Source organism: Saccharothrix sp. DSM 118769 (assembly GCF_052936295.1).
Genome location: NZ_CP193627.1, coordinates 8446893 through 8469250, shown reverse-complemented (window position 1 = coordinate 8469250; position 22358 = coordinate 8446893). Strand labels below are relative to the sequence as shown.

Below are 22358 nucleotides of genomic sequence, written 5' to 3'. Positions count from 1 at the left end.
GATGACCCGGCACACCCTCAGCGTCCTGGTCGAGGACAAGCCCGGTGTCCTGGCCCGGGTGGCGGGCCTGTTCTCGCGGCGCGGCTTCAACATCGAGTCGCTCGCCGTCGGCCGCACCGAGCACCCCGACATCTCCCGGATGACGATCGTCGTCTCCGTCGAGGAGCTGCCGCTGGAGCAGGTCACCAAGCAGCTCAACAAGCTCATCAACGTCATCAAGATCGTCGAGCTGGAACCCGCCGCCGCCGTGCAGCGGCAGCTCCTGCTCGTCAAGGTGCGTGCCGACGCCACGGTGCGCAGCCAGGTCCTGGAGACGGTGCAGCTCTTCCGCGCGAAGGTCGTCGACGTCTCCCCGGAGGCGGTCACCGTCGAGGCCACCGGCACGTCTGAGAAGCTCGACGCGCTGCTGCGGATGCTGGAGCCCTACGGGCTCCGCGAGATCGTCCAGTCCGGCATGGTCGCCATCGGCCGTGGCGCCCGCTCCATCACCGCCACCGCGGTGCGCTGAACCCACCCCGCTTTTGCGAAAGGGAGTACCAACACGTGAGCGTCGAGATCTTCTACGACGACGATGCCGACCTGAGCGTCATCCAGGGGCGCAAGGTCGCGGTCATCGGCTACGGCAGCCAGGGCCACGCCCACGCGCTGAGCCTGCGCGACTCCGGCGTCGACGTGCGCATCGGCCTCCGCGAGGGTTCGAAGTCCGCGGCCAAGGCCGAGGAGGAGGGCCTGCGGGTCCTGAGCAACGCCGAGGCGGCGGCCGAGGCCGACCTGATCATGGTCCTGGCGCCGGACACCGCGCAGCGGCACATCTACGCCAACGACATCGCGCCCAACCTCAAGGACGGCGACGCGCTGTTCTTCGGCCACGGCTTCAACATCCGCTACGGCCTGATCGAGGCGCCGTCCAACGTGGACGTGGCCATGGTCGCGCCCAAGGGCCCGGGGCACCTGGTGCGCCGCCAGTTCGTCGACGGCAAGGGCGTGCCCGCGCTGATCGCGATCGAGCAGGACGCCACCGGCAACGCCCAGGCGCTGGCCCTGGCCTACGCCAAGGGCATCGGCGGCACCCGCGCGGGCGTCATCAAGACGACGTTCAAGGAGGAGACCGAGACCGACCTGTTCGGTGAGCAGGCCGTGCTCTGCGGTGGCGCGTCCGCGCTGGTGCAGGCCGGTTTCGAGGTGCTGACCGAGGCCGGTTACGCGCCCGAGGTCGCCTACTTCGAGTGCCTCCACGAGCTGAAGCTGATCGTGGACCTCATGTACGAGGGCGGCATCGCCCGGATGCGCTACTCGATCTCCGACACCGCCGAGTACGGCGACCTCACCCGCGGCCCGCGCGTGGTGACGCCGGCCGTCAAGGAGGAGATGCGCAAGATCCTGGGCGAGATCCAGGACGGCACCTTCGCCACCGAGTGGGTGAACGAGGACGACGCCGGCCGCGGCAACTACAAGAAGTTGCAGCAGGAGGGCGAACAGCACCCGATCGAGGAGGTCGGGAAGAAGCTGCGCGGCCTCATGTCGTGGGTCGACCGCCCGATCACCGAAACCGCCTAGTACCTGCTGTTCCACCCCCGGAGCCCGCGGTGTTCACGCACGCCGCGGGCTCCGGTATACCTAGGTCCCATGACCGACAGCGCGCCGATATACGACGACAAGGCCCACGTCCGCGGCAACCTCGACCTCACCGCCGCGGAGTGGGTCCGCAGCGACGAGGGGGCCGAGGACGAGGAGGAGCACGTCGAGATCGCGTTCGTCGAGCACACCGACGGCATCACCTACACGGCCATGCGCAACTCCGCCCACCCCGAGGGTCCGGTGCTGGTCTTCACGCCGGCCGAGTGGGAGGCGTTCATCCTCGGCGTCAAGGACGGCGAGTTCGACGAACCCTGGTGACCCCGCCGGGCGCCAAGCAGGACGTGCGTACCGGGTCCCAGCAGGTGAAACGCGGTACCCGGGTGTGAATCGGTGAACGGTCGCCGACTAAGCTCGTTAACAAACCGGACACATTGCCGTGGCCGGCCGGCGCGGGTGACTACCTGCACGACGGCCCCGCGCTCCCCACACGAACAGAACCACTGGGAGCGACGTCCGTGACCAAGCCCGTTGTCCTCATCGCCGAGAAGCTCGCACCGTCCGTTCTCGACGTCTTCGGCGAAGACATCGAGGTGCGCCACGTCGACGGCACCGACCGCCCCGCCCTGCTGGCGGCCGTGGCCGACGCCGACGCCCTCCTGGTCCGCTCCGCGACCAAGGTGGACGCCGAGGTCCTCAAGGCCACCACGAAGCTGAAGGTCGTCGCCCGCGCCGGCGTGGGCCTGGACAACGTCGAGGTGCCCGCCGCCACCGAGCGCGGCGTCATGGTGGTGAACGCGCCGACCTCCAACATCGTCAGCGCCGCCGAGCACGCCGTCGCGCTGCTGCTCGCCACCGCCCGCCAGATCCCCGCCGCGCACGCCACGCTCCAGGACCACGAGTGGAAGCGCAGCAAGTTCAACGGCGTCGAGGTCAACGGCAAGACCGTGGGCGTCGTCGGCCTCGGCAAGATCGGCCAGCTGTTCGCGGCCCGCATCGCCGCCTTCGGCACCACGCTGATCGCCTACGACCCGTACGTGAGCGCCGCCCGCGCCGCGCAGCTCGGCATCGAGCTGGTGTCGCTGGAGGAGCTGCTGGAGCGCTCCGACTTCATCTCGATCCACCTGCCGAAGACCCCGGAGACCAAGGGCCTGATCGGCGCCGAGCAGCTGGCCAAGGCCAAGCGCGGCGTCATCATCGTCAACGCCGCGCGCGGCGGGCTCATCGACGAGGAGGCGCTGGCCGAGGCGGTCCGCGAGGGCCAGGTCGGCGGCGCGGGCGTGGACGTGTTCTCCAGCGAGCCCACCACCGACAACCCGCTGTTCGGCGTCCCCAACGTGGTCGTCACGCCGCACCTGGGCGCGTCCACGTCCGAGGCGCAGGACCGCGCGGGCACGGACGTGGCCAAGTCGGTGCTGCTGGCGCTGGCGGGCGACTTCGTGCCGGACGCGGTGAACGTGCAGGGCGGCGGCGTGGTCGGCGAGGAGGTCCGCCCGTACCTGCCGCTGGTGCAGAAGCTGGGCACGGTGGTCGCCGCGCTGAGCGCGAAGGCCCCGACCTCGGTCACCGTCGAGGTGCGCGGCGAGCTGTCCAACGAGGACGTCGCGGTGCTGCCGCTGGCCGCGCTGCGCGGCGTGTTCTCCAGCGTGGTCGAGGAGCAGGTCACCTTCGTCAACGCCCCGGCGCTGGCCAACTCGCTCGGCGTCTCGGTCGACCTGGTGAAGGAGCCGGAGAGCGCCGCGCACCGCAGCCTGGTCACGGTGCGCGCGGTGCAGGCGGACGGCGCGGTCATCACCGCGTCGGGCACGCTGTCGGGCCTGGACCAGGTGCAGAAGCTGGTCGGCATCAACGGCCGCGGCTTCGACCTGCGCGCCGAGGGCAACGTGCTGCTGCTGGAGTACCCGGACCGGCCGGGCGTGATGGGCACCGTCGGCACCCTGCTGGGCGAGGCGGGCGTGAACGTCGAGGCGGCGCAGATCAGCCAGACCAAGGACGGGCAGGACGCGTTCATGCTGCTGCGCGTCGACCGCCCGGTGGACACCGCCGTGCTGGCCCCGATCGGCGCGTCCGTGGGCGCCCGCACCGCCCGCGCGGTCAACTTCGACTGAACGGGGTCGCCCGCCGAGGGCACCCATAGCTGAATCGGACTAGTGCCGCCGAGACCTGTTGGTGTATATCGTCGCAGGTCTCGGCGGTGTCACATTTGACCGTTAGTCGTTAAAACTGTTGGTGTTGTCACTCGTTCGGACTAATTGTTCGGCTCTTTCGAGCGGTTAGGTTGCTGCCCACGAGGTTGACCCGGTGCCGTAGAGGGCACGGCACCACGCGGGCACGCAGTCCCCCCACAGTCGTCGCGACGCTGCCCGCCCGGTCGAACACGACCTCGGTTGGGGCACGTTGTGAGCCGATCTCGCGTTGTCGCCAGATCAGCCGTACCGGTGTTCGCCGCGATCCTCCTCGCGGCGTCCACGGCGGGTACGGCACTGGCCGCCGAAGATCCGCCGGCACCGTCCGTCGCCGCCGCGCGCGGGCTGGACGCCGGCAAGTTGCAGTTGAAGGTCTCGAAGCGGCTCACCGCCGCCCAGGGCAAGGTCACCGCGTTCGTCGAGCTGGAGGCCAAGCCGGCCGTCGACACCTACGCGGAGAAGACCAGCCAGGGCGCGAGCAAGCAGCAGGCCAAGGACGCCGCCAAGGCGACCAGGAACGACACCGGCAAGGTCGTCGACCGCGTGGTCACCGACCTGAGGGGCAAGGACTCCGCCACCAAGGAGCTGTACCGCACCACCAACGGCGTCCCGGGCGTGGTGGTCACCGCCGACGCCGCCAAGGTGCGCGAGCTGGCGCAGCGCGCGGACGTGAAGTCCGTGCGCACCGTGGTGCCCAAGTCCCGCCAGAACTCCACCGCCGTGCAGCTGACCAACACGCTCAAGGCGTGGCAGCAGTACGGCAAGCTCGGTGACGACACCCGCGTCGGCATCATCGACACGGGCATCGACTACACCCACGCCGACTTCGGCGGCCCGGGCACCATCGAGGCGTTCCAGGCGATCGACGAGACGAAGGTCGACGCGTCGTACTTCCCGACCGCCAAGGTCGTCGGCGGCTACGACTTCGTCGGCAACGCCTACGACGGCGCCAGCGACGACCCGGCGCTCAACACCCCGAAGCCGGACCCGAACCCGATCGACTGCAACAGCCACGGCTCGCACGTGGCGGGCACCGCGGCGGGCTTCGGCGTCAACGCCGACGGCTCCACCTTCACCGGTGACTACACCAAGCTCACCCCCGAGGCGCTCGACGCGATGCGCATCGGCCCCGGCACCGCGCCGAAGGCCCTGCTGTACGCGCTGAAGGTGTTCGGCTGCGAGGGCTCGACCAACGTCACCGCGCAGGCGCTCGACTGGTCGCTCGACCCCGACGGCGACGGCGACTTCTCCGACCACCTCGACGTGGTCAACCTGTCCCTGGGCTCCGACTACGGCGCCCCGGACGACCCCGACAGCCTGTTCGTGCGCAAGCTCAACGCCTCCGGCGTGCTGACCGTGTTCTCCGCGGGCAACGGCGGCGACCTGTACGACATCGGCGGCTCGCCGGGCAGCACCCCCGAGGCGCTGACCGTGGCCAGCACGCGCGACTCGTACGTGCTGCGCGACGCGGCCGAGGTGACCGCCCCGGCCGCGGTGGCGGGGCGGAAGCCCGGCCAGTACAGCCAGAACTACAACTACGAGGGCAAGAGCGTCACGGGTGTCGTGGTGCCGCTGTCCGACCCGGCCAACAAGGACGGCTGCCTCCCGCTGTCGGCCGCCGACAAGGCCGCCGTCGCGGGCAGGATCGCGTGGCTGGAGTGGGACGACAACGACGCGACGCGCCGTTGCGGCTCCGGTGGCCGCACGAACAACGTGACCGCCGCGGGCGCCATCGGCGCGGTGTTCACCTCGCAGCTGGAGCACTTCAACGCGGGCATCGCGGGCAACGCCGCCGTCCCGGTCCTCCAGTTCACCGGCTCCGCCACCGCGGCGCTGCGCCCGGCCCTGGCCGCCGGCACGCTGACCGTCCGCCTCGCGGGCGACCTGCGCACCGTGCTGCCGACGTTCGACCAGGCGATCACCGACACCCCCAGCTCGTTCACCTCGCGCGGCGTGCGCGGCCCGGCCGTGAAGCCGGACGTGGCGGCCCCCGGTGACACCATCGCCTCGGCGCTGGTCGGCTCGGGCGACAAGACGCTCGTCATCTCGGGCACCTCGATGGCGGCCCCGCACACCACCGGCATCGCCGCGCTGGTGCGCCAGGTCCACCCGGACTGGACGCCCGAGGAGGTCAAGGCCGCGGTCATGAACAGCGCCTCGGCCGACGTGAAGTCGCAGGACGGCAAGACCTACGCCCCGAACCGCGTCGGCTCCGGCCGCATCGACGGCAAGGCCGCGGTCGAGAACCAGGTGCTGGCCTACGTGCAGGACGACCCGGGCACCGTGTCCGCGTCGTTCGGCGTGGTCGAGGTCGCCAAGCCGGTGTCGCTGACCAAGACGATCAAGGTGGTCAACAAGTCCACCAAGTGGGTCGACTACACCGTCGGCTACGAGGCCCTGACCCAGATCCCCGGCGTGCGCTACGAGCTGTCGGCGAACACCGTCCGGGTGTCGCCGCGCGGCGTCGCCCGGGTCAAGGTCACGCTGAGGATCGACGACCCGAAGGCGCTGCGCAAGACGGTCGACCCGACCGTCGAGCCGCTCCAGCTGGACGTGCCGCGCCAGTTCCTGGCCGACGCGTCGGGCCGGGTCGTGTTCTCGCCGAAGTCGGGCACGACCGTGCCGCTGCGCGTGCCGGTGTACTCCGCCCCGAAGCCGGTCGCGGACATCGACGTGCCGGGCAGCGTCAAGGCGAACAACAGCGGCCAGGCCGTGCTCAACCTGACCGGCAAGGGCCTCAACCAGGGCGCCTACCAGTCGCTGGTGAGCGTCCTGGAGCTCCAGGCCACCTCGCCGAAGCTGCCGGAGTGCCGCCGCAACGTCACCACCAACTGCACCCTGAACGACACGGCCAAGGGCGGTGACCTGCGCTACGTCGGCGCCGCGTCCACCGCGCCGCTGGCCAAGGCGCAGGGCGCGCCGGAGGAGGCGCTGCTCGCGTTCGGCATCGCGACCTGGGGCAACTGGTACAACCTGGGCAGCAACACCGTGCCGTTCGTCGACATCGACACCAACGGCGACGGCGTGTTCGACTACGAGGTCTACGCGACCAAGCTGACCGACACCGACCTGCTGGTCGCGACCACGGTGGACCTCGCCACCGGCGTCGCGGTCGACATCCAGGGCGTCAACGGCCAGTTCGGCGACGTGGACACGAACGTGTTCGACACGAACGTCGTGGTCCTGCCGGTGCTGCTGTCGGCGATCGGCATCGACGCCTCGGCGGACACCTCGCGGATCAGGTACCAGGCCGGCACGTCCGGCTTCTACCTCGCGCCGGGCAGCACGAACGGCCTGATCGACTCGACCCCGGGCCAGCTGTCGTTCGACCCGCTCAAGCCGGGCCTGTGGGCGCAGGGCGGCGGCGACGCCGCGCTGTCCTACTCCGCCCGCCCGGGCACCGCGCTGGTGGTCAACCGCGACGCCGCGTCGCTCGCGACCGACGCCGCGGACAGCCTGCTGGTCCTGCACCACCACAACGCCACGGGTGACCGGGCGTCCGTGGTGAAGGTGAAGGGCAAGGCGAACAACCGCTCCGCGGACTGATCGCCGTACGCCGCTCTGGCCGGTCGGGGTTGCCCCGGCCGGCCAGAGCCGTTTAAGCGCATCGGGTGACCGCCATTCGGACGCACTGAACCGTTCGGGTGTCCCGCAGTCCGGGAGACTCGGCCACGGAGGGGTGTTCCGAGTGCGGTTTCACCCCTGGGGACCGGTAGCCTTTCGCAAAGGAAACTAGTCCCGCTAAATGGGACTGATACCTGGGAGGTGTGTGGATGCGGCTCGCAGTGATCCCAGGAGACGGGATCGGGCCCGAGGTCGTCGCCGAGGCCCTGAAGGTGCTCGGTGAGGTCGTTCCAGCGGCTGAGATCACCCGCTACGACCTCGGCGCGGCGCGCTGGCACGCCACAGGTGAGTTGCTGCCGGAGTCCGTGCTGGGCGAGCTCCGCCAGCACGACGCGATCCTGCTCGGAGCCGTGGGCGACCCCTCGGTGCCCAGCGGGATCCTGGAACGCGGCCTGCTGCTCCGGCTCCGGTTCGAGCTCGACCACCACGTGAACCTGCGCCCGGCGCGGCTCTACCCCGGTGTGCGCAGCCCGATCGCCGACCCGCCGGAGATCGACATGGTGGTCGTGCGGGAGGGCACCGAGGGCCTGTACGCGGGCAACGGCGGCCTGTTGCGCAAGGACACGCCGCACGAGATCGCCACCGAGGTGTCGATCAACACCTCGTTCGGCGTGGAGCGGGTGGTGCGCGACGCGTTCGCCCGCGCCGCGAACCGGCCGCGCAAGCACCTCACGCTGGTGCACAAGACCAACGTGCTCACGCACGCGGGTTCGCTGTGGTCGCGGGTCGTGGAGGAGGTGTCGCTGCAGCACCCCGACGTGACGGTCGCGTACCAGCACGTGGACGCCGCGACGATCCACCTGGTCACCGACCCGGGCCGGTACGACGTGATCGTCACCGACAACCTGTTCGGCGACATCCTGACGGACCTGGCGGCGGCCGTGACCGGCGGCATCGGGCTGGCGGCGTCCGGCAACCTCGACGTGACGCGGCGCAACCCGAGCATGTTCGAGCCGGTGCACGGCAGCGCGCCGGACATCGCGGGCCAGGGCATCGCCGACCCGACGGCGGCGGTCCTGTCGGTGGCCCTGATGCTCGACCACCTGGGCGAGTCGGAGGCGGCGCGCCGGATCGAGGCGTCGGTGGCGTTCGACCTGGCCACCCGCGACCACGCGTCGCCGGGCGCCACCTACGCGGTGGGCGACCGCCTGGCCGCGCTGGTCTCCTCGAACGTGAGGACCGGCGCCTAGCACGACCGCACGCGACGAGGGCCACCGCGACCAGCGCGCGGTGGCCCTTCCCGTCCCCGAGAGTCCAACACTCAGACCTCGAGAGTCCAACGCTCAAGGCCCGAGAGTCCAACGCTCAGGACCCGTGAGTTCTCCGTTCCGCATACCGACCGGTCGGCCCGAACGAAGAACTCACGGGTCCTGGAGGTTGGACTCTCGGGACCTGGGGGTTGGACTCTCGCGGGTGGGGGTGGTGAGCAGGGTTACTGCGGGTGGGGCGCTGCGGGGGTGGGGGCTGCCGTAGGGTCGGGGGCGCTGCCCTCGGGGGAAGTCCGGTGAGAGTCCGGCGCTGACCCGCAACGGTAAGCCCCGCGAGGGGCGAGCCCGATCACCCGCGGGCGGTGGGAAGAAGCTCCACTCCTGCCGTGGTCTGCGGGACGGGTGCGCCGGTCCACCGCGGGCTGCGCTCAACCGGGTCGAGGCCACCCGCCCGGAAGGCGCCCGGTGACCGCGATCGACCCCGTACCGCGCCGCGTGCGCTCCACCACCGCGTTGTGCCTGGTCCTGGGCTTCCTGCTGGTCCTGTCGGTGGTGGCCGGCGTCGCGCTGGGACCGGTGCGCGTCCCGTTCGGCGACGTCGTCCGCCTGCTGCGCGCCGGGCTCACCGGCGGGGTCGTCGAGGGCGCCGACGTCGGGGCCTACCGCATCGTCTGGGACATCCGCCTGCCGCGCGTCCTGCTCGCCGCGGTCGTCGGCGCGGGCCTGACGGCGGTCGGCGTGGCGATCCAGGCGATGGTCCGCAACGCGCTCGCCGACCCGTACGTGCTGGGCATCTCCTCCGGCGCGAGCGTCGGCGCCACGGCGGTCGCCACCACGGGCCTGTTCGCGTCCCTGGGCGTCTACGCCCTGTCCACCGCCGCGTTCCTCGCCGCGCTGGTCGCGATGGCCGTGGTCTACCTGATCGCACGTCAAGGCGGCCTGACCCCGCTGCGGCTGGTCCTCACCGGCACGGCCATGGCCTACGGGTTCAGCGCCCTCGCCATGCTGCTGGTGTTCCGCGCCCCGCGCGGCGAGGCGGCCCGGTCGGCGATGTTCTGGCTGCTGGGCAGCCTGGGCGGCGTCACGTGGGCGTCCCTGCCGGTCGCCGCCGCGGTGGTCCTGGCCGGCACGGCCCACCTCACGGCCCGCGCGAAGCACCTCAACGCCCTGTCGATGGGCGACGAGACGGCCACGACGCTCGGCGTCGACGTGACGAGGGCCCGCCGCGGCCTGTTCGTGGTCACCGCCGCCATGACGGGCGTGCTGGTGGCGGTCAGCGGCGCGGTCGGGTTCGTCGGGCTGATGCTGCCGCACCTGGTGCGGCTGGTCGTGGGCGCGGACCACCGCCGCGTGCTCGCCGTCGCGCCCCTGGCGGGCGCGGTGTTCCTGATCTGGGTGGACGTCGCCGCACGCCTGCTCGCCGCGCCCGAGGAGCTGCCGCTGGGCGTCATCACGGCCGCGCTCGGCGTGCCGTGCTTCGTGTTCCTCATGCGCCGCCGCGGCTACGTGTTCGGGGGCCGCTGATGGACCTCGAACTGGACTCCCTCGTCATCGACGGCATCCTGCGCGGCGTCGACGTGCGCGTCGGCGGGGGCGAGGTGCACGGGATCGTCGGCCCCAACGGCAGCGGCAAGTCCACCGCCCTGCGGTGCGTCTACCGGGCGCTGGCGCCGTCCGGCGGCGCGGTGCTCCTCGACGGCCGCGACATCGCCGGGCAGCGGGTCGCCGACACGGCGCGCCGGCTGGCCGCGCTCACCCAGGACAGCCACGTCGAGTTCGACTTCACCGCCGCCGAGGTGGTCGCGATGGGCCGCCTCCCGCACCGCACCGGCCGGGAGGAGGACGCGCGGGTCGCCGCCGACGCGCTGTCCCGGGTGGACGCCGCGCACCTCGCGCACCGCAGCTTCCTCACCCTCTCCGGCGGCGAGCGGCAACGCGTCCTCATCGCCCGCGCCCTCGCCCAGCGGCCCGAGGTGCTCGTCCTCGACGAGCCCACCAACCACCTCGACATCAGCCACCAGCTCGCCGTGCTCGGCCTGGTCCGCGGCCTCGGCGTCACGGTCCTCGCGGTGCTGCACGACCTGAACCTGGCCGCCGCGCACTGCGACCGCCTGCACGTGCTCGCCGAAGGCCGGGTGGTGCGCAGCGGCACGCCCGCCGAGGTGCTCACCCCGGACCTGCTCGCGGAGGTCTTCCGCGTCCGCGCCCACGTCGTCCCGCACCCCACCAGCGGGGTGCCCCAACTGCTGTTCGACCGGGAGGTCACCCCGTGATGCGACGAGTCCTCGCGCTCGCCACCGCCCTGCTCACGACGGCGTGCGGCGCACAGGTCGTGGAACCCGCCGCGCAGGCCACCACCACCGTGGTGAACTGCGGGCGGCAGGTCTCCTACGGCTCCCCGACCCGGGTCGTCACCAACGACACCGGCATCACCGAGCTGATGTTCGCCCTGGGCCTGGCCGACCGCATGGCCGGCTACACGATCCCCACCGCCGCGAAGGCGGGCGACGTCGCGTCCTCGCCGTGGAAGGCCGACTTCGAGCGCGTGCCGCACCTGGGTGACGAGGTGAACAAGGAGGTCGTCCAGGGCGCGGGCGCCGACCTGGTGTTCGCGGGCTGGAACTACGGGTTCTCCGAGAGCACCGGCTTCACCCCCGACGCCCTGGCGGACCTCGGCATCGCCACCTACCAGCTCACCGAGGCGTGCCGGAACGGCACGGGCAAGCAGCGCGGCATCATGCCGCCGCTCGAAGCCCTCTACACCGACCTGGAGAACCTGGGCCGCATCTTCGGCGTGGAGGACCGGGCGCGAGAGCTGGTCGAGGGGTACCGGGAGCAGGTGGCCGCCGCCGAGGGGCTCGTCACCGGCGACCGCCCGAAGGTGTTCCTCTACGACAGCGGCCTCGACCAGCCGTTCACCGCCGGCCGCAACGCCGCGCCGCAGGACGTCATCGGCAAGGCCGGCGGCGACAACGTCTTCGGCGACCTCGACGACAGCTGGACGACGGTCGGCTGGGAGGCCGTCGTGGCGCGCGACCCCGACGTCATCCTGATCAACGACTACGCCGACGGCGACGCGAACACCCCGGAGGAGAAGCGGGCGTTCCTGGAGTCCTACGCGCCGCTGAAGGACGTCTCGGCGGTCCGGAACGGGAAGTTCTTCGTGCTGCCCTACGCCGCTCTCGTGGAATCGCCCCGCAACCCCGCCGCCATCGAGGCGTTCGCCGAGTTCCTCGCCGGTCACTAGCCCCACCATGTGGGACAACCCGTCCGTGGCTTGGTCAGCGCGGACGGGGTGTGGCACCATTCCCGACGTGGCTCTCCACGCCGTGATCATTATCGCCCAGCGCGTCGGGTAGTGCTCCCACCGAGCACCCGACGCGCAGACCTCTCGCATCCCGCGGGGGGTCTTTTTGTTTTCCGGATCTCGTTTCCCAGATCTCTAGGAGACCTCCCGTGGCCCCCCTCGGCGACTCGTTCCACGTCTACGACACGACCCTGCGCGACGGTGCCCAGCGCGAGGGCATCACGTACTCGGTCACCGACAAGCTGGCCGTGGCGCGGCTGCTCGACTCGCTGGGCGTTGGGTTCATCGAGGGCGGCTGGCCGGGGGCGCTGCCGAAGGACACCGAGTTCTTCGCCCGCGCCGCGGCGGGGGACCTGACGCTCAAGCACGCGCAGCTCGTCGCGTTCGGCTCCACCCGCAAGGCGGGCGTGCGGGTCGAGGAGGACGCGCAGGTCAAGGCGCTGCTGGACAGCCACGCGCCGGTCGTGACGCTGGTCGCCAAGTCCGACCGCAGGCACATCGAGAAGGCCCTGCGCACCGACGTCGCGGAGAACTGCGCGATGGTGCGCGACACCGTGCGCTTCCTCGTCGGCGAGGGCCGCCGCGTGTTCCTCGACGCCGAGCACTTCTTCGACGGCTTCGCGTTCGACCCGGACACCTCGCTGCGCGTGCTGGAGTCCGCGGTGGAGGGCGGCGCGGACGTCGTCGTGCTGTGCGACACCAACGGCGGGCAGCTCCCCCTCGGGCTGGCCGAGACCGTCGCCGACGTGGTCGCCCGCACGGGCTTCCGGGTCGGCATCCACTGCCAGGACGACACGTCGTGCGCGGTGGCGAACACCCTGGCGGCGGTGCAGGCGGGGGCGACCCACGTCCAGTGCACCGCGAACGGCTACGGCGAGCGGGCGGGCAACGCCGACCTGTTCGCCGTGGTGGGGAACCTCGTGACCAAGCTCGGCCTCCAGGTGCTGCCGCACGAGTCGCTGGCCGAGCTGACCCGCGTCTCGCACGCCCTCGCCGAGATCGCGAACATCGCACCCGACTCCCACCAGGCCTACGTCGGGTCGTCGGCCTTCGCCCACAAGGCGGGGCTGCACGCGAGCGCGATCAAGGTCGACCCGGAGCTGTACAACCACATCGAGCCGGGGACCGTCGGCAACGACATGCGGGTGCTGGTCACGGAGATGGCGGGCCGGGCGAGCCTCGAACTCAAGGGACGCGAGTTCGGGATCGACCTGGCCCGCCGCCCCGAGGCGCTGACGAACGCCGTGCGCAGGGTGAAGGAGCTGGAGGCGGGCGGCTGGTCGTTCGAGGCCGCCGACGCCTCCCTGGAGCTGCTCATGCGCGACGAGCTGTCCGAACTGGACGCGCCGCCGTTCCGGCTGGAGTCCTACCGGGTGGTGCTCGACCACCACCAGGGCGGCGAGATCGTGTCGGAGGCGACCGTCAAGGTGCACGTGGCGGGGGAGAGGGTCATCGCCACCGCCGAGGGCAACGGGCCGGTGCACGCGCTCGACGCGGCGCTGCGGAAGGCGCTGCTGCCCCACCTGTCCTGGTTGGACGCCGTGGAGCTGAACGACTACAAGGTCCGCATCCTCACCGACCAGCACGGCACCGACGCCGTCACCCGCGTGCTGGTGGAGTCCACCGACGGCGAGCGCGAGTGGACCACCGTGGGCGTGCACGGCAACATCGTCGAGGCGAGCTGGCTGGCCCTGTGCGACGCGCTGGCGCACAAGGCCATGCGGGTCAGCCCGTCACCAGCGTGAAGCCCTCGGCCGCCAGGACGCGGTTGACCGGGTAGAAGAAGGTCGTGCCGCCGGAGGAGCAGCCGCCGGAGCCGCCGATCACGTGGCCCTGCGCGTTCGAGCCGCTGATCACCGGGGCCCAGTGGTCGCCGGGCTCCGGGCAGAGGTTCGTCCGCGTCACGCCGGTGATGGTGCCCGCGGGCAGGAAGACGGTGACGTTCCTGGCCTGCACGGTGCCGCAGCGCAGCCCGGTGGCGCCGCCGACCCGGCACACCGACCCGCCCACGGGGGTCTCGACCGAGCCGGTGACGACGCCGGGCCGCCCGGCGACGGTGGGCCGCTGCACCCAGGCGGCGGCGTCGGTGATCGTGACCACCGCGTACGTCGGCCGGACGGCGGTGATCGACCCGACGACGCCGCCGCCGGGGCCGCGGACCACCGTGCCGACCGGCCCGCAGGAGGGCTGGACGAGCAGGTGGCCGCGGACGTTGAAGCCGTTGGTGCACCGCGCGCCGGCGGCGGTGGTGAGCGGGGTGCCCGCTTCGAGGGGCACCGGGGCGGCGGAGACCGGGGCGGCGGGCACCGGGGCGGCGAGGACGGGGACGGCGGCGGCGGGGGCGGCCGTCCCCAGCAACAGGACGAGGGCGATCAGCAGGGTTCGCATCCCCCCGACGTTAGGCACGCACGGTGCGCTGTTCAGCCGCCGGTTAGGGTGAACAGCGTGCGCATTGCCCGTATCGCCCAGCCCGACGGCCTGGCCTTCGCCGAGATCCGCGGCGAGGGCGACGACCTGACCGCGGTCGAGATCGCCGACGACCCCTTCGCGAACCCGACGTTCACCGGCCGCTCGTGGCCGCTGGCCGACGTCCGCCTGCTGGCGCCGTTCCTGCCGCCCAAGATCGTCGCCATCGGCCGCAACTACGCCGAGCACGCGGTCGAGCTGGGCAACGAGGTGCCCGCCGAACCGCTCATGTTCCTCAAGCCGAACACCGCGGTCGTCGGCCCGAACGCCGAGATCAAGCTGCCCGCCGTGTCCGAGCGGGTCGACTTCGAGGGCGAGCTGGCCGTGGTGGTCGGCGTCGGCGGCCGGGACATCCCCGCGTCCCGCGCGGCGCAGTCCGTCCTCGGCTACACGATCGCCAACGACGTCACCGCGCGGGACCTGCAGAAGATCGACGGGCAGTGGACGCGCGCCAAGGGCTTCGACACGTTCTGCCCGCTCGGCCCGTGGGTGGAGACCGAGTTCGACCCGTCCGACGTCGCGATCCGCACCGAGGTGGACGGCGTGGTGAAGCAGGACTCGCGGACCTCGCTGCTGCTCCACGGCATCCCCGAGCTGATCGAGTACATCTCGTCGGTGATGACGCTGCGCCCGCTCGACGTGATCCTCACCGGCACCCCCGCCGGCGTCGGCCCGCTGACCGCCGGGCAGAGCGTCTCGGTGACCGTCGAGGGCCTGGGCACGCTGACCAACACCGTCTCCGAGCGCTGACCGGTCAGGTCCGCTCGACCCGCTCCGGCGCGCGGCGGGCGAAGACCGGCGCGTGCTCGGGCAGCAGCCCGATCCCGATGAGGTAGGCGGGCACCACCTGGAGGGCGGGGAACCGCCGCACCAGCCGCACGGGCAGGGGCACCCGGCCCCCGGCCGCGCCGGAGGTGCCCGCCAGCGTCGGCGCGAGGAACGAGTCCTGCACGCGCCGCTGGGCCGCCTGGACCGCCGCGGTCGGCAGCCACCGGCGGCGGCGCACCCCCGCCAGCACCTTCGGCGTCAGCTCGCCCCGCCGCAGCGGCGCGGCCACGATCCGCGCGGCGGCCACCGCGTCCTGCACGGCCAGGTTGATGCCGACCCCGCCGATCGGCGACATGGCGTGCGCCGCGTCGCCGATGCACAGCAGGCCGTCGGCGTGCCAGCGCCGCAACCGGTCGATCCGCACGTCGAGCAGCTTCACGTCGTCCATCGACGCGACCTCGTCGACCCGGTCGCCCAGCCACGGCACCAGGGCCGCCACCCGCGCCCGGAACGCCTCGACGCCCTCCTCGCGCAGCGCCCGGTCGGTGCCCTTGCGGATCAGGAAGGCGGCCTGGAAGTAGTCGCCCCGGTCGATCAGCACCAGGCCGCTGCCCGCGCTGAACCTGCCGGTGGCGCCGTCCGGGTCGTCGGGCCTGCGCGGCAGGCGGAACCACCACACGTCCATCGGCGAGCCGAACGCGCGCACCGGCAGCCCCGCCTCGTCGCGCAGCAGCGAGCGCCTGCCGTCGGCGGCGACCACCAGGTCGGCCGCCAGCTCGCCGGTCGCGCCGGCCGCGGTGCGGTAGCGGACGCCGGTGAACCGGCCGCCCTCCCGGAGGAGGCCGACCGCCTCCGTGCCCATCCGCAGCGAGAAGGTCCTCTCGCGCCGGCCCGCGTCCGCCAGCAGGTCGAGGAGGTCCCACTGCGGGACCATCGCGATGTGCTTGTGCGGCCCGGGGAGCCGCGACATGTCGCCCATCGTCACCGGGCCGCTGTCGAGCAGCACCCGCACCTGCCGCACCAGCCGGTGCGGCACCTCGGCGAACGACGGCCCGAGCCCCAGCTCGTCCAGCAGCGCCAGCGTCGACGGGTGCACCGTGTCGCCGCGGAAGTCGCGCAGGAAGTCGTCGTGCTTCTCCAGCACGGTCACCTCCACGCCCGCCCGGGCCAGCAGCAGCGCGCACACCACGCCCGCCGGTCCGCCGCCGACGACCACGACGCCTGTCCTCTCCATGACCTGCTCCGTCCAGTTTTCAACACCAGTTGAATAACTTGAGCATGCTCCCGTGAAACGCCGTGGTCAAGCCGGATAGGCTGATCGGGTCATGAGCGCATCAGCAGCATCCCCAGAGGTCCGCGTCCGCTTCTGCCCGTCGCCGACCGGCACGCCCCACGTGGGGCTCATCCGCACCGCCCTGTTCAACTGGGCGTACGCCCGCCACGTGGGCGGCACCGTGGTGTTCCGGATCGAGGACACCGACGCGGCCCGCGACTCCGAGGAGTCGTACCTCTCCCTGCTGGAGGCCATGCGCTGGCTGGGCATCGACTGGGACGAGGGTCCCGAGGTCGGCGGCCCGCACGCGCCGTACCGGCAGTCCCAGCGGCGCGACCTGTACGACGACGTGGCCAAGCGCCTGTTCGACGCGGGCGAGCTGTACGAGTCGTTCTCCACGCCCGAGGAGGTCGAGGCCCGCCGCCGGGCCGCCGGCCAGGACCCCAAGCTCGGCTACGACGGCTACGACCGCGACCTGACCGACGAGCAGAAGGCCGCGTACCGCGCCGAGGGGCGCACCCCGGTGCTGCGCCTGCGGATGCCCGACCGCGACATCACGTTCGACGACCTGATCCGCGGCGAGGTCACGTTCAAGGCGGGCAGCACGCCCGACCCGGTCATGGTGCGCGCCAACGGCGACCCGCTGTACCCGTTCGTGAACCCCGTCGACGACGCGGTCATGGGCATCACCCACGTGCTGCGCGGCGAGGACCTGCTGCCGTCCACCCCGCGCCAGATCGCCCTGTACGAGGCGCTGACCCGGATCGGCGTGACCACGTTCACCCCGCTCTTCGGCCACCTGCCCTACGTCACGGGCGAGGGCAACAAGAAGCTGTCCAAGCGCGACCCGCAGTCGAACCTGTTCCTCTACCGCGACCGCGGCTTCGTGCCCGAGGGCCTGCTGAACTACCTCGCGCTGCTCGGCTGGTCCATCGCCGACGACCGCGACATCTTCTCCATGGACGAGATGGTCGCGGCGTTCGAGCTGGCCAAGGTCAGCGCCAACCCGGCCCGCTTCGACCTGAAGAAGGCCGAGGCGATCAACGCCACGCACCTGCGCGCGCTGCCCGTCGGCGAGTTCGTCGACCGGGCCCTGCCGTACCTCGTCAAGGACGGCGTGCTGCCGGCCGAGCCGACGCCGGAGCAGCTCGCCGTGCTCGCCGGCGTCGCGCCGCTCGTGCAGGAGCGCCTGGTCGTGCTGTCCGAAGCGTCCGGAATGGTCAGGTTCCTGTTCGTGGCGGAGGAGGACTTCACGCCCGAGGAGGACTCCGCCGCGAAGGCGCTCGGCCAGGACGCGCGCCCCGTGCTGGAGGCGGCGATCGCGGCCCTGGAGCCGCTGCCGGAGTGGACGACCGCCGCGATCGAGGAGGCGCTGAAGGTGTCCCTTGTGGACTCCCTGGGTCTCAAGCCGCGCAAGGCATATGCACCGGTGCGGGTCGCCGTGACGGGCCGTACCGTCTCGCCTCCGCTCTACGAAAGCATGGAACTGCTGGGCCAAAGTCGCTCGATCGGGCGATTGCGGCGCGCGCTCGGGGCAATCTGACTGGTGCCATCGGGCGGTTGCGCGGTGCTTGATCGTGCAAGCATCGCCAGATATCACCTCTCTGGTCGAGTCGGACGAGGGGTGACCGCACCTAGCCTCACGGGGTGACAACCGCAGCCCCGACCTTCACCCCTCGGAGAACCGGCGAGATCCGGGCAGTGTGCCTCGACGTCGACGACACCCTCGTCGACTACAGCACCTCGTCCCGGGCCGCCCTGGCCGCGATGGTCGGCAACGCCGACGCCTGGCCGCTGTGGCAGCGCATCACCGACGAGCACTGCGCCCGCCTCCTCGCCGGCGAGCTGCAGTACGAGAGCATGCGCAACATCCGCACGCGCGCCTTCTTCGCGGCCCTCGGCGAGGAGCTGGACCAGGAGGAGGCGACGCGGCGGGAGCTGCGCCGCCAGGAGGTCCTCGCGGCGGGCTGGCGGCTGTTCCCCGACGTCGTGCCGTGCCTGGAGTGGCTGCGGGCCACCGGTCTGCCCGTCGCCGCCGTGAGCAACGCCTCGGGTCGCCACCAACGGGTGAAGATCGCCACCCTCGGGTTGACCCAGTACTTCGACACCGTCCTCATCGCGGGCGAGGTCGGCGCGGCCAAACCCGACCGGGTGATCTTCGACACCGCGTGCGCCGACCTCGGCGTCGAGCTGCACGACACCGTGCACGTCGGCGACCGGCTGCACGCCGACGCCATCGGTGCGCGCGACGCCGGGATGCGGGGCGTCTGGCTCAACCGGCAGGGCCCCCGCGAGGGCGGGCTGCCGGCCGGCATCTCGGCCATCTCCAGCCTCGCTGAGCTGCCCGAACTCCTCGTCTGCGAGCTGTCGGCCGCCTCGGCGTGACCCCCGATTTCCGTTCCGCCGGGCTCGTGGTCTAGTATTCCTCCCGGCGGAACGGAGAGCCCCCGAAACCCCGAGGACAAGATCCCGGGAGGACGGGTAAGCTGGCCGGGAAACCAATGGGGTATGGTGTAATTGGCAGCACGACTGATTCTGGTTCAGTTAGTCTAGGTTCGAGTCCTGGTACCCCAGCTGCAACGGTAGAAGAAAGACCTGCTAGACTACCGGAGCAACAGAGCGAGACCCCCGATTTGGTGGGAAACACCGGATCTGCTAAACTGAATACAACGGAAGTTCCCAGGGCCCCGTCGTCTAGCGGCCTAGGACGCCGCCCTCTCAAGGCGGTAGCGAGGGTTCGAATCCCTTCGGGGCTACATATCCGGGATGTCCCTGTTCTGCACTGCAGAACAGGGACATTTCGCATTTACACCGGGGGTGCGACCCCCGGACCCCGTGCAGGCGGGCTTCGCCCCCCGCACCCCCTGCGGGTTGACCGTCCTCCGCACCCCCGCCGTGGTCGCCCAGGGCGGGGGCCTCGCGTTTCAGGGCACTGGAGGGCGTTCCAGGGCTCTAGAGGCGTGACTGGAGGGCTTCCGCGGCGGCCAGGAGGTCCGCGGCCCAGCGGGCACCCGGACGGCGGCCCATGCGGTCGATGGGGCCCGAAACGGATACCGCGGCGACCACCGCGCCGGAACTGTCGCGCACCGGCGCGGAAACGCTCGCGACGCCCGGTTCCCGTTCCGCCACGCTTTGTGCCCAGCCGCGCCGGCGCACTTCCAACAAAGTGCGTTCGCCGTATACGGCGTCCGCGAGAACGGCCCGCTGGGTGCCCGGGTCGGACCACGCGGCCAATACCTTCGCGCCCGATCCGGCGGTCATCGGCAAACGCGCGCCGACCGGAACGGTGTCGCGCAAACCGCTCTGCGGTTCCGCGGAGGAGACGCAGATCCGCTGCATCCCGTCCCGCCGGTACAACTGGACGCTTTCACCCGTGATGTCACGCAGTCGCGGCAGCACCGACGACGCCGCGTCGAGCAACGGGTCGGTCGCGCCGCCCGCCAGCTCCGCCAGCGCCGCGCCGGGCCGCCAGCGGCCGTCGGAACCCCGCCGCAGCAACCGGTGCACCTCCAGGCCGACCGCCAACCGGTGCGCGGTCGCCCTCGGCAGGCCCGTCCGGTTGCACAACTCGGCGAGCCCACACGGATCCTTCGCGACTGCGTTCAAGACAGCCACTGCCTTGTCCAACACGCCGATCCCGCTATGCTGTCCCACAAGCCGATACTAACTTCCCACTGTCTGGGAAGTCCAGATCTATCGACTGTCCAGATCTTGGGAGAGTTGCGATGAGCCGCACGCTCGCGGAGAAGGTGTGGGAAGCACACGTCGTGCGCCACGGGAGTGGCGCCGAGCCGGACCTGCTCTACATCGACCTCCACCTGCTGCACGAAGTGACCAGCCCGCAGGCGTTCGACGGCCTGCGCCTCGCGGGGCGCAGGCTGCGCCGGCCCGACCTCACGATCGGCACCGAGGACCACAACGTCCCCACCGTGGACATCGACCTCCCGATCGCGGACCCGGTGTCGCGCACGCAGGTCGAGACGATGCGCAAGAACTGCGCGGAGTTCGGCGTCCGCCTGCACCCGATGGGCGACTACGAACAGGGCATCGTGCACGTCGTGGGCCCGCAGCTCGGCCTCACGCAGCCCGGGATGACCGTCGTGTGCGGTGACAGCCACACCTCCACGCACGGCGCGTTCGGCGCGCTGGCGTTCGGCATCGGCACGTCCGAGGTCGAGCACGTGATGGCCACCCAGACGCTGCCGCTGAAACCGTTCAAGACCATGGCCATCACCATCGACGGGCAGCTCAAGCCCGGTGTCACGGCCAAGGACGTCATCCTCGCGGTGATCGCGAGGATCGGCACCGGCGGCGGCCAGGGCTACGTCGTGGAGTACCGGGGCAGCGCGATCGAGGCGCTGTCGATGGAAGCCCGCATGACCGTCTGCAACATGTCGATCGAGGCCGGCGCCCGCGCGGGCATGATCGCGCCGGACCAGACCACGTTCGACTACCTGCGGGGCCGCCCGCACGCGCCGACCGGCGAGCGCTGGGACGAGGCCGTGGCGTACTGGAAGACGCTGCGCAGCGAGGACGACGCCGAGTTCGACGCCGAGGTGCGCCTCGACGCCGCCGAGCTGACGCCGTTCGTCACCTGGGGCACCAACCCCGGCCAGGGTCTGCCGCTGTCCGACCGCGTGCCGGACCCCGAAGCGATCACCGACGAGCACGAGCGGGTCGCCGCCGAGAAGGCGCTGGCCTACATGGGGCTGGAGGCGGGTACCCCGCTGCGCGACATCCACGTCGACACCGTGTTCCTCGGCTCCTGCACGAACGGCCGCATCGAGGACCTGAGGGCCGCCGCGGACGTGCTCAAGGGCCACAAGGTCGCCGACGGCGTCCGGATGCTCGTCGTGCCCGGCTCCATGCGCGTGCGCGCGCAGGCGGAGTCCGAGGGGCTGCACGAGGTCTTCCTGGCGGCGGGCGCCGAGTGGCGCCAGGCCGGCTGCTCGATGTGCCTGGGCATGAACCCGGACCAGCTCAAGCCGGGTGAGCGCAGCGCGTCCACCTCCAACCGCAACTTCGAGGGCAGGCAGGGCAAGGGCGGTCGCACCCACCTCGTCTCGCCGCTCGTGGCCGCCGCCACCGCCGTGCGGGGCACCCTGTCGTCGCCCGCCGACCTGGTCTGAGGGAGTTCTACAACCATGGAAGCGTTCACCACGCACACCGGGGTCGGCGTTCCGCTGCGCAGGTCCAACGTGGACACCGACCAGATCATCCCGGCCGTCTACCTCAAGCGGGTCACCCGCTCCGGCTTCGAGGACGGCCTGTTCGCCGCCTGGCGCGCCGACGAGCACTTCGTGCTCAACCAGGAGCCCTTCAAGGCGGGCAGCGTGCTCGTCGCCGGGCCCGACTTCGGCACCGGCTCGTCCCGCGAGCACGCCGTCTGGGCGCTCATGGACTACGGCTTCCGGGTGGTCATCTCCTCCCGGTTCGCCGACATCTTCCGGGGGAACGCGGGCAAGCAGGGCCTCGTGGCGGCGCAGCTGGAGCAGTCCGATGTCGAATTGCTCTGGAAGGTGCTCGAGAACGATCCCGGCACCCCGGTGACGGTCGACCTGACGAAGAACACGGTTGCTGCGAAGGACTTCACCGCCCCCTTCGGCATCGACGAGTACACCCGCTGGCGGCTGCTGGAGGGATTGGACGACATCGCCCTGACCCTGCGCCACGCCGATGAGGTGACGGAGTTCGAGCAGCGAAGGGCGGCGTGGCTGCCCACCACCGATCCGCTGCCCTCCAGGTAGTGCGAAGGGCCGGATTTCAGCCTCTAGCAGCGGAAATCCGGCCCCTTCGTTTCCTCCGGGGCCTCCCGGGGTGTCCCTCGAAGGGTCGTAATCGCCCACGCCACAACGGAAAATCTGGCGTGGCGATTGGTATTTCCTTGCATATGGGCTTACCGTGGGCAATCAGTCGGCCCGAGCTAAGGGCCGTGAGCGTCCTGGGAGGGA

The 22358-nt window shown here is 71.5% G+C and carries 17 protein-coding genes, 2 tRNA genes, 1 pseudogene and 1 riboswitch; of the genes and pseudogenes, 17 read left to right on the top strand and 3 right to left on the bottom strand.

The window, feature by feature from the left end; translation table 11 throughout:
- The first annotated feature begins 1 nt into the window (after nucleotide 1).
- From ilvN to cimA, 10 genes are all read left to right on the top strand, one after another.
- Nucleotides 2-508, top strand: a complete 507-nt coding sequence (gene ilvN, locus ACRAKJ_RS35920) for an acetolactate synthase small subunit (protein ID WP_438921835.1) — start codon at nucleotides 2-4, stop codon at nucleotides 506-508.
- 35 nt (nucleotides 509-543) lie between these two features.
- On the top strand, nucleotides 544-1557 hold the full coding sequence (gene ilvC, locus ACRAKJ_RS35915; protein WP_438921836.1) for a ketol-acid reductoisomerase: 1014 nt from the start codon (nucleotides 544-546) through the stop codon (nucleotides 1555-1557).
- Between the two features lie 69 nt (nucleotides 1558-1626).
- Nucleotides 1627-1896 carry a DUF397 domain-containing protein gene (locus tag ACRAKJ_RS35910; protein ID WP_438921837.1) on the top strand — a complete coding sequence of 90 codons (270 nt, stop codon included), beginning with the start codon at nucleotides 1627-1629 and terminating at the stop codon, nucleotides 1894-1896.
- 197 nt (nucleotides 1897-2093) lie between these two features.
- On the top strand, nucleotides 2094-3683 hold the full coding sequence (gene serA / locus ACRAKJ_RS35905; protein WP_438921838.1) for a phosphoglycerate dehydrogenase: 1590 nt from the start codon (nucleotides 2094-2096) through the stop codon (nucleotides 3681-3683).
- Between the two features lie 291 nt (nucleotides 3684-3974).
- Nucleotides 3975-7307: a S8 family serine peptidase gene (locus tag ACRAKJ_RS35900; RefSeq protein WP_438921839.1), complete on the top strand. Its 3333-nt coding sequence runs from the start codon at nucleotides 3975-3977 to the stop codon at nucleotides 7305-7307.
- Nucleotides 7308-7534: 227 nt separating this feature from the next.
- Nucleotides 7535-8575 (top strand): 3-isopropylmalate dehydrogenase, encoded by a 1041-nt coding sequence (locus ACRAKJ_RS35895; RefSeq protein WP_438921840.1) that lies wholly within the window; start codon nucleotides 7535-7537, stop codon nucleotides 8573-8575.
- Nucleotides 8576-8878: 303 nt separating this feature from the next.
- Nucleotides 8879-8948, top strand: a riboswitch (cobalamin riboswitch).
- 110 nt (nucleotides 8949-9058) lie between these two features.
- On the top strand, nucleotides 9059-10117 hold the full coding sequence (locus ACRAKJ_RS35890) for an iron chelate uptake ABC transporter family permease subunit (protein WP_438921841.1): 1059 nt from the start codon (nucleotides 9059-9061) through the stop codon (nucleotides 10115-10117).
- Nucleotides 10117-10866, top strand: a complete 750-nt coding sequence (locus tag ACRAKJ_RS35885) for an ATP-binding cassette domain-containing protein (protein WP_438921842.1) — start codon at nucleotides 10117-10119, stop codon at nucleotides 10864-10866. The genes ACRAKJ_RS35890 and ACRAKJ_RS35885 overlap by 1 nt, the downstream gene beginning before the upstream one ends.
- Nucleotides 10866-11840, top strand: a complete 975-nt coding sequence (locus ACRAKJ_RS35880) for an ABC transporter substrate-binding protein (protein WP_438921843.1) — start codon at nucleotides 10866-10868, stop codon at nucleotides 11838-11840. Before ACRAKJ_RS35885 ends, ACRAKJ_RS35880 begins: the two co-directional genes overlap by 1 nt.
- A gap of 209 nt (nucleotides 11841-12049) precedes the next feature.
- Entirely contained in the window at nucleotides 12050-13645 is a 1596-nt protein-coding gene (gene cimA, locus ACRAKJ_RS35875) for a citramalate synthase (RefSeq protein ID WP_438921844.1), read from the top strand.
- Here cimA and ACRAKJ_RS35870 read toward each other — a convergent pair.
- Nucleotides 13626-14288 (bottom strand): S1 family peptidase, encoded by a 663-nt coding sequence (locus ACRAKJ_RS35870; RefSeq protein ID WP_438921845.1) that lies wholly within the window; start codon nucleotides 14286-14288, stop codon nucleotides 13626-13628. The genes cimA and ACRAKJ_RS35870 overlap by 20 nt on opposite strands.
- A gap of 57 nt (nucleotides 14289-14345) precedes the next feature.
- Here ACRAKJ_RS35870 and ACRAKJ_RS35865 point away from each other — a divergent pair, with 57 nt between their 5' ends.
- Nucleotides 14346-15116 carry a fumarylacetoacetate hydrolase family protein gene (locus tag ACRAKJ_RS35865; RefSeq protein WP_438921846.1) on the top strand — a complete coding sequence of 257 codons (771 nt, stop codon included), beginning with the start codon at nucleotides 14346-14348 and terminating at the stop codon, nucleotides 15114-15116.
- Nucleotides 15117-15120: 4 nt separating this feature from the next.
- Here ACRAKJ_RS35865 and ACRAKJ_RS35860 read toward each other — a convergent pair.
- A pseudogene (locus ACRAKJ_RS35860) lies at nucleotides 15121-16386 on the bottom strand (FAD-dependent oxidoreductase); the annotation flags it as partial.
- Nucleotides 16387-16459: 73 nt separating this feature from the next.
- On the opposite strand from ACRAKJ_RS35860, the gene gltX reads away from it, so the two are divergent.
- From gltX to ACRAKJ_RS35840, 4 genes are all read left to right on the top strand, one after another.
- Nucleotides 16460-17950, top strand: a complete 1491-nt coding sequence (gene gltX, locus ACRAKJ_RS35855; RefSeq protein ID WP_438921847.1) for a glutamate--tRNA ligase — start codon at nucleotides 16460-16462, stop codon at nucleotides 17948-17950.
- Between the two features lie 104 nt (nucleotides 17951-18054).
- Entirely contained in the window at nucleotides 18055-18792 is a 738-nt protein-coding gene (locus ACRAKJ_RS35850; protein ID WP_438921848.1) for an HAD-IA family hydrolase, read from the top strand.
- Nucleotides 18793-18909: 117 nt separating this feature from the next.
- Nucleotides 18910-18981: transfer RNA gene (locus ACRAKJ_RS35845), tRNA-Gln, on the top strand.
- Nucleotides 18982-19090: 109 nt separating this feature from the next.
- Nucleotides 19091-19163 (top strand) — tRNA-Glu (locus ACRAKJ_RS35840).
- Nucleotides 19164-19359: 196 nt separating this feature from the next.
- Here ACRAKJ_RS35840 and ACRAKJ_RS35835 read toward each other — a convergent pair.
- Nucleotides 19360-20061, bottom strand: a complete 702-nt coding sequence (locus tag ACRAKJ_RS35835; protein WP_438921849.1) for an IclR family transcriptional regulator domain-containing protein — start codon at nucleotides 20059-20061, stop codon at nucleotides 19360-19362.
- A 71-nt stretch (nucleotides 20062-20132) separates the two neighbouring features.
- On the opposite strand from ACRAKJ_RS35835, the gene leuC reads away from it, so the two are divergent.
- Both leuC and leuD read left to right on the top strand, forming a co-directional pair.
- Nucleotides 20133-21536, top strand: a complete 1404-nt coding sequence (leuC, locus tag ACRAKJ_RS35830) for a 3-isopropylmalate dehydratase large subunit (RefSeq protein WP_438921850.1) — start codon at nucleotides 20133-20135, stop codon at nucleotides 21534-21536.
- Between the two features lie 15 nt (nucleotides 21537-21551).
- Entirely contained in the window at nucleotides 21552-22154 is a 603-nt protein-coding gene (gene leuD, locus ACRAKJ_RS35825) for a 3-isopropylmalate dehydratase small subunit (RefSeq protein WP_438921851.1), read from the top strand.
- Nucleotides 22155-22358 lie beyond the last annotated feature (204 nt).